7 protein-coding genes are annotated in these 6812 nt (G+C 60.2%); all 7 read right to left on the reverse strand.

The window, feature by feature from the left end; all coding sequences use genetic code 11:
- Positions 1-214: 214 nt before the first annotated feature.
- Complete coding sequence (locus JMY28_RS38030; protein WP_201701022.1) at positions 215-1375, reverse strand: porin; 1161 nt, start codon at positions 1373-1375, stop codon at positions 215-217.
- 486 nt (positions 1376-1861) lie between these two features.
- The gene (locus tag JMY28_RS38035) at positions 1862-2596 is read right to left on the reverse strand and encodes an ABC transporter substrate-binding protein (protein WP_201701023.1); all 735 of its coding nucleotides are present in this window, start codon (positions 2594-2596) and stop codon (positions 1862-1864) included.
- A gap of 86 nt (positions 2597-2682) precedes the next feature.
- Positions 2683-3459, reverse strand: a complete 777-nt coding sequence (gene benD, locus JMY28_RS38040) for a benzoate diol dehydrogenase BenD (RefSeq protein WP_201701024.1) — start codon at positions 3457-3459, stop codon at positions 2683-2685.
- On the reverse strand, positions 3456-4478 hold the full coding sequence (gene benC, locus JMY28_RS38045) for a benzoate 1,2-dioxygenase electron transfer component BenC (RefSeq protein WP_201701025.1): 1023 nt from the start codon (positions 4476-4478) through the stop codon (positions 3456-3458). Before benC ends, benD begins: the two co-directional genes overlap by 4 nt.
- Positions 4479-4530: 52 nt before the next feature.
- Positions 4531-5019, reverse strand: a complete 489-nt coding sequence (gene benB / locus JMY28_RS38050) for a benzoate 1,2-dioxygenase small subunit (protein WP_201701026.1) — start codon at positions 5017-5019, stop codon at positions 4531-4533.
- A complete protein-coding gene (locus tag JMY28_RS38055; RefSeq protein ID WP_201701027.1) occupies positions 5016-6386 on the reverse strand; it encodes a Rieske 2Fe-2S domain-containing protein in 1371 nt (456 codons plus the stop codon). The genes benB and JMY28_RS38055 overlap by 4 nt, the downstream gene beginning before the upstream one ends.
- Positions 6387-6502: 116 nt before the next feature.
- On the reverse strand, positions 6503-6812 hold a 310-nt coding region (locus JMY28_RS38060; RefSeq protein ID WP_456238750.1), incomplete at its 5' end, for a dioxygenase family protein.

Raw genomic sequence — 6812 nt, forward strand, 5'->3', positions numbered from 1 at the left:
ATCCGAATACAAATGCGTGCTCCCATCCGTGCGCCAACTGGACGCCAGTATAGTCAACTAGTTGAAAATTTCAACTACTTGGATCGGGAAAGCACGATTGGGTGGGTGCAGATGTGACAACGCGGCGAGCCGCCTCCCGAGAGGAGACCCGCCGCGTATGGGAGAGCGTTCGGCGGGGACAGATGCCCGCCGAATTCAGCCTCGCTGGACTGACTTAGAACGCGTGACGCATGCCCACCGTCACGGCGACCTGCGTATCGGTCGACGAAGGCGAGAGCGTGTTGATCATGGCGTGCGAGAGCACGGAGCCCTCCGGTGCGCCATGCACGTTCTGGTACACGCCTTCGAGGTAGAAGTCGGTGCGCTTGCTGATGGCGTAGTCCGTTTGCAGCATGGCCGTGTTCCAGCCCGGGTTCGAGCCGTTGTACGCGCCGTGCGTGTACGTGTACGCACCCGAGACGCTCCATGCAGTCGTGAGCGCGTATTTCACGTTCGCTTCGAAGTTGTCGAGGCGCAGCGAACCGGCGAGCGAGCCCGCGGAGTCGTCGTTCGAGCCGAGATAGGTGCCCGTGCCGAACGAGTAGACGCCCGCGACGTTGTCGATCTGCGAATGGCTCCAGACGAGACCCACCGTGGCCGGGCCGTACGTGTAGTTGCCGCCGAGCGACCAGACGCGCTGACGCTCCGCCACGAAGTTCGCGCTGGTGTCGCTGGTGTTTACCGCGCCGCTGCCGGTGCCCGCGTTGTTGAACTGCAGGTAGCCGGCCGCGAGGTTCAGCGGGCCCTGGCTGTACGAAACGGCGAAGCCGTACGAGCGGTTGTTCGCGAAGTCGCCGGCCTTGTTGCTGAACGAGTACATCGTCTCGAACGTCACGCCGTACCAAGTCGGGCTCGCGTACTTGACGGAGTTGTTGATGACGACGGAGTTCGCAGCGAGGTTGTCGTTCTCGAACGGGTGAGCCGCGAGGCTGCCGCCCCACGTGTTGAATTCCGCCGTGAGCGGGCCCACGAGGTCGTTCATCACGTCGAACTGGCGGCCGAACGTGAGCGTGCCGTACGGATCGCTTTGCAGACCGACCCAGGCTTGCGAGCCGAAGCCAAGACCCGAGAACGCCTGCGCGCCGTTGTTGAGCAGGAAGCCTTGTTCGAGCTTGAAGATCGCATGCAGACCGCCGCCCAGATCTTCCGAACCCTTGAGGCCGAACACCGTGTTCTGCGTGGAGCTGCTATTCAGCTGCCAGTTGCTGTGGCCGAACTGGTTGTTCGTGTAGACGAGACCGGTATCGATCAGGCCGTAGAGGGTCACGCTGCTTTGCGCGTGCGCCGAAATAGCGAATGCGCTCAGGAGTGCCGTGGCGAGTAGCGATTTTTTCATGTTTTCAAGCTCCGATTGGGCGGTGGGTTAATGCATCGAATTCAGGCGGCCGGCACCATCGGCGTGCAATCTCATACGCGCGCATTCCATTTCGGTGCAGATTCAAAAGCAAAAAGCTATCCGTCGATGATTATTGCGAATTGCGCAATTCATCGATGTTGATAATGCAATGACGAAATGGGAATCGTGCGGCGAGTACGGCGCGAATCGAACACCCGCATCATAGGGTGTCGAAAATAAAAATGGTGTTGAAATTCGAGCGCCGTGGCGAAGATGGCACAACCGCGCTGGGCAAGGCTCGACGCACATCGAGGAATGTGCGGGGCGTGAATATCGCCGGAAAAATTACATAATGCTTTCGGAGTGACGCATTAAAGCCGGCGAGAAAGGCCGATTATCCACATTGAGAATCGCCGGGGAAATCTGCCCTCAGAGCATGTTGATTCTTGTATTAATGCGCTCTCTTCTTTGCTTGACGTGATTTGTTCAAGCAGCCGGGGCAACCGATGCGCCCGCTATTGCGTGGCGCTTCAATGCCTCTGCGACAAATCCCGACGTCTTCATCGTTTCAACAAACGCGCCAAGCATTTCGGCGGCCTGCGGACCGCGGCTCTTCGCGACGCCCATGGCCTGGCGAATCACCATGAAGCGTTCGTCGAGCAGACGCAAGCCACCAACTTTCGCGGCATCGGCTTCGAGTTGCTGCTTCACGCCCGCGGCCACTTCGAGCCCTTGATCGAGGAAAGTTTGCACGACGGTTGGAGAAGTCGGCGCGCGCACGATCTCTGCTTGTTTTAATTCGCGCGTGAGAAAAAGATCGTACGCACTGCCCTTGCCCACCACCACCCGGTTATGCGGCTGATCTACTTCGGCATTCGTATGCACCGGCGAATCGTCGCGAACCAGATAAAAGCCTTCGATCAACACATAAGGCGCGGTGAACGCGATCGTCTCGCCTCGCTTTGGATCGACGGCAAAGAAGCCAAAATCCGCGCGTTCGTCGCTCACGGCTTCGACGGACTTCCCCGCCGCGTCGAACACGACGAGTTCGAGTGGCACGCCTAAGTGCTGCGAGAACGCACGCGCGAGATCGACGGACACGCCGAACGGTTCGCCCGACGCTGCATCGCGATTCGCGAGTATCGGATTGCCGAGGTTGATGGAGGCGCGCAACGTGCCCGTGGGCGCGAAGGCTTTGACGACAGCGGGATCGATATTCATGGAGATAGCGATACGAAAATCAGGGTTCTTCGAGCATATCACCCCGCCCACGTGTGCGCGCCCAGCGCCAACCTGCGCGCGTCGCTTCAGCCCGTGTCGCCGCCTGCGACCGGCAACACCGAACCGGTGATATAGCTCGCCTCGTCCGAAGCGAGAAACAGGATCGGCGCGACCTGTTCGTCGAGGCTGCCGTAGCGCTTGAAGAAAGTCGACTCGGTGACCTGCTGCACCGCCTCGCCCATCCAGGCCTTTTCCTGTTCGCTGTCGCCGGCGGCATTGCGCGGAACGCGGCGCGGCGGTGCTTCGGTGCCGCCTGGCGCCGTGGCGACCACGCGGATATTGTGCTCCGCGTATTCCATCGCCAGCGATTGTGTAATCGCGTTCACGCCGCCTTTCGCTGCCGAATAGGGCACGCGTCGGATGCCGCGCGTGGCGTTCGAAGAGACATTGACGATGGTGCCGCGCCCGCGTTCGAGCAGATGCGACAACACGGCGTGACACGTGTACAGCGTGGGCATGAGCGAGCGGCGGATTTCCGCATCGATCTGCGCCGGCTCGAATTGCGCGAACGGACGCATACGGATTGCACCGCCCACACCGTTGATGAGAATGTCGATGCCGCCAAATCGTCGCGCGGCGAAATCCATTGCCGCTTTCGCGCCTTCATACGTTTCGAGGTCGGCGACGAATCCCGCCGTTTCAGCGCCCTTCGCCTCTGCCGCGACTTCGGCTACGAAATCCGCGCGATCGACGAACACAACCTTTCCGCCTTCGGCCGCCGCGCGCAGCGCGACGCCGCGGCCAATTCCCTGCGCCGCCCCGGTGACGACGATGACCTTGCCTGCGAATCGTTGCATGTTCATGCCGCCTTCGGAACGACGTTGGGGGTGAACTTCTCGTAGTGGAAGCTGTTGGGCTTCACGCCTTCGTCATCGAAATACTTGCGTACGGCGTCCACCATGGGCGGCGGCCCGCACAGATACACGTCGACGTCGCCATCGTTCAGGGCGTCGGCGGGAATGTGCTGGGTGACCCAACCCTTGCGCGGATGATTCGAATCCGCGTCGGCGATGACGGTCGCGAAGCTGAAGTTCGGCAGTTTCGCCGCGTAAGCTTCGACGGCTTCAACCAGCACCAGGTCGAGGTCGCGTGTCACGCCGTAAATGAGGTGCACCTGCTGCTGCGCGTTGGTGCGCGCGAGCACTTCCAGCATCGAGAGGAACGGAGCCAGACCCGTGCCGCCTGCGAGGAACAGCAGCGGCCGCTGCACGTCACGCAAATAGAAGCTGCCGAGTGGCCCCGTCAAATCGAGCTTCGTACCCGGTTGTGCGGCTTCGAGCCAGGTGCTCATCACGCCGCCCGGAATCTTCTTGATCAGGAAGCTGATTTTCGATTCGCCCGGCGCAGAAGAGAAGGAATACGAACGATGCTGGCCACTGCCCGGCACGTCGATATTGACGTACTGGCCCGGCAGGAACACGGGGCCCGTTGCGTCGACGTCCAGTTCGAGCACGACCGCCGCGTCGTTGTGTTGCTCGACCTTCGCCACCGTGGCCGCAATTTTGCTGTGCCCGGTTTTGCACACCGTGGAAGACGCGGGAATCGCGATCACGCAATCGCTCTCCGGTACCATCTGGCAGGTGAGTACGAGACCGCTGTCCTTTTCGTCTTCGGTCAGCGCGTCCTCGATATAGTCTTCGCCCAGGTCGTAGCTGCCGCTTTCCGCGCGGCACTTGCAGGTGCCGCACACGCCGTCTGAGCAATCCATCGGCAGGTTGATCCGCGCACGAAAGGCTGCGTCGAGGACCTTCTCGCCGGCCTTGCATTCGATGAAACGGGTCACACCGTCTTCGAAATTCAGTGCAATCTTGTAGCTGGACATGGTGTCTCCTTCTTTCCCATGTTGAAACCGGGTCTCGATGTCAACCGAGACTTCAAACGTGATAAACGTCGAGTACCTGCCGGATGTAGTCGTTCTTCAGCACGATCTTTTTGCAGGCAATCAGGAATTCGTCGCCGGTCTTGCGCAAGGTGACGAACATCGTGCCGAAGAAGCTATCCGTGGTTTTGTAGCGATGACTGAGCGTGTGGAAGTTGTAGCGCACCTCCACTTCGTCGCCACGATCCGCCAGCACTTCCACGTTCGTTACGTTGTGGCTCGTGCGCGGCTCCGGCATCGAAGCGCCGCTGCGTTCGGTCTTGATGCGAAATACACGGTCTTCGAGGCCGCCGCGATCGGGGTAGTACATCAGCGAGATCTGCGATTCGTGGTCGTCGATGATCTGGTCATCGTCGTCCCATGCGGGCATCCAGTACGTGACGTCTTCGGCGTAGCAGGCGAGCCACGCTTCCCACTGGCGATCGTCGAGCAGGCGCGCTTCGCGGTACAGCGTGGCGCAGATTTTCTGGTAATCGTTGCTCATGCCTGCGCTCCCGCTTGTTCGTGATTCAGTTCCTGCTTGAGAGCGTCGCGCATGGCGTGCACCCAGTACTCGTGCTGGACCACGAACAGGCCTTCGTCTTCGCTGCGCTCGCCGGAAATGACCGGCTTGATGCCCATCTTCTTAGCGTTCTCGTCCGCACCTTCTACCCACAGCGGCGCGCCGCGCGAGAGATCGTTCCACATTGCCGTGGTGCCTGCATAACCGTTCTGGCAGGCGCGGAACTCTTCGAGGTCGTCGGCGGTGCCCATGCCCGTGACGTTGAAGAAGTCCTCATACTGGCGAATGCGCGTCGCACGATCTTCCGCGCTCTCGCCCTTCGGCGCGAAGCAGAAAATGTTCACCTCGGTCTTGTCCACGCTGATCGGGCGCACCACACGAATCTGCGTGCTGAACTGGTCCATCAGAAACACATTCGGGTAGAGGCACAAGTTTCTCGTCTGATTGACGATGAATTCCGCCTGCACTTCGCCCACGCGCGCCTTGATTTCCTCGCGATGCTTGTACACCGGGCGCACTTCGGGGTTCATCGTGTTGGTCCACAGCAGGATGTGGCCATGGTCGAAGCCGTATACGCCCGCGACCGACTTGCTCCAGCTATTGGCGTCCACCGCCTGGGTGCCGTCTTCCTTGCGCCGGCCCATGGTCGCGGCGTAATTCCAGTGCACCGTGCTGACGTGATAGCCGTCACAGCCGTTCTCCATCTGCATCTTCCAGTTGCCGTCGTAGACATACGAGGAGTTGCCGCGCAGCACTTCGAGTCCGTTCGGCGACTGGTCGACGATCTGGTCGATGATGATTTTCGCTTCGCCGAGGTAGTCTTCAAGCGGCTGCACGTCGGCATTCAGGCTGCCGAACAGAAAGCCACGATAGTTCTCGAAGCGCGCGACCTTCTTCAGGTCGTGAGACCCCTGCTGGTTGAATTGCACGGGATACTCGGTGGTCTTCTCGTCCTTCACCTTCAGGAGCTTGCCGGTGTTGGAGAACGTCCAGCCGTGGAACGGACACGTGAAGCTGCCCTTGTTGCCGTGCTTGCGACGGCACAGCATGGCACCCTTGTGCGCACAGGCGTTGATGACGGCGTTCAGCGCGCCGGTCTTGTCACGTGTGATGACTACCGGCTGACGACCCAGCCATGTGGTGTAGTAGTCGTTGTTTTCAGGAATCTGGCTTTCGTGCGCGAGGTACACCCAGTTCTTCTCGAAGATGTATTTCATCTCCAGTTCGAACAGGTCGGTATTGGTGAAGATGTCCCGGCGGCAACGGAACACACCGTTTTGCTTGTCGTCCTGCACGGCGGTGGACAGCAGGTGATCCAGGTCACTGGCTTTGTCGATGATGGCTGACATATTAGCTCTCCTATGCATACTCCACACGCGGTACGGAGTTCCTGCATCGGTGTCGAATGATGATCGCGGAAAAACTGGCGGCGGCTGTGTCTTCACGCCGCCGCCACGCAGGACGGTTACGCCGTGGCTTCGGCGCGCAGGCGGTGAACGAGTTGGTTGTCCTTACCCTGGACCAGCGGCGTGAGCGTGACGTTGAACTCGATGTCCTTGTACGTGTCGGCTTTCAGGCCGAGCGCCGTGCCACCGGTCTTTTCGACCACTTGAGGAATCAGTTCTTCACGGGTCGCATAGGCGAAGTCATCCCAAATGAGCGGATCGCCTTCGATATTGAATTGCGTGGTGAGCTTGCGGCTGTTATCCGACGAGACGAAGAAGTGCACGTGCGCCGGGCGGTTGCCGTGGCGGCCAAGGCCGTCCAGCAGGCGC

Source organism: Paraburkholderia hiiakae (assembly GCF_904848665.1).
GTDB lineage: Bacteria > Pseudomonadota > Gammaproteobacteria > Burkholderiales > Burkholderiaceae > Paraburkholderia > Paraburkholderia hiiakae.

What these genes read in the sequence shown, in the direction of transcription:
- JMY28_RS38030 (WP_201701022.1), bottom strand. Translation starts at nt 1,375, where the DNA reads ATGAAAAAATCGCTACTCGCCACGGCACTCCTGAGCGCATTCGCTATT.
- JMY28_RS38055 (WP_201701027.1), bottom strand. Translation starts at nt 6,386, where the DNA reads ATGTCAGCCATCATCGACAAAGCCAGTGACCTGGATCACCTGCTGTCC.
- benC (WP_201701025.1), bottom strand. Translation starts at nt 4,478, where the DNA reads ATGTCCAGCTACAAGATTGCACTGAATTTCGAAGACGGTGTGACCCGT.
- benB (WP_201701026.1), bottom strand. Translation starts at nt 5,019, where the DNA reads ATGAGCAACGATTACCAGAAAATCTGCGCCACGCTGTACCGCGAAGCG.
- JMY28_RS38035 (WP_201701023.1), bottom strand. Translation starts at nt 2,596, where the DNA reads ATGAATATCGATCCCGCTGTCGTCAAAGCCTTCGCGCCCACGGGCACG.
- benD (WP_201701024.1), bottom strand. Translation starts at nt 3,459, where the DNA reads ATGAACATGCAACGATTCGCAGGCAAGGTCATCGTCGTCACCGGGGCG.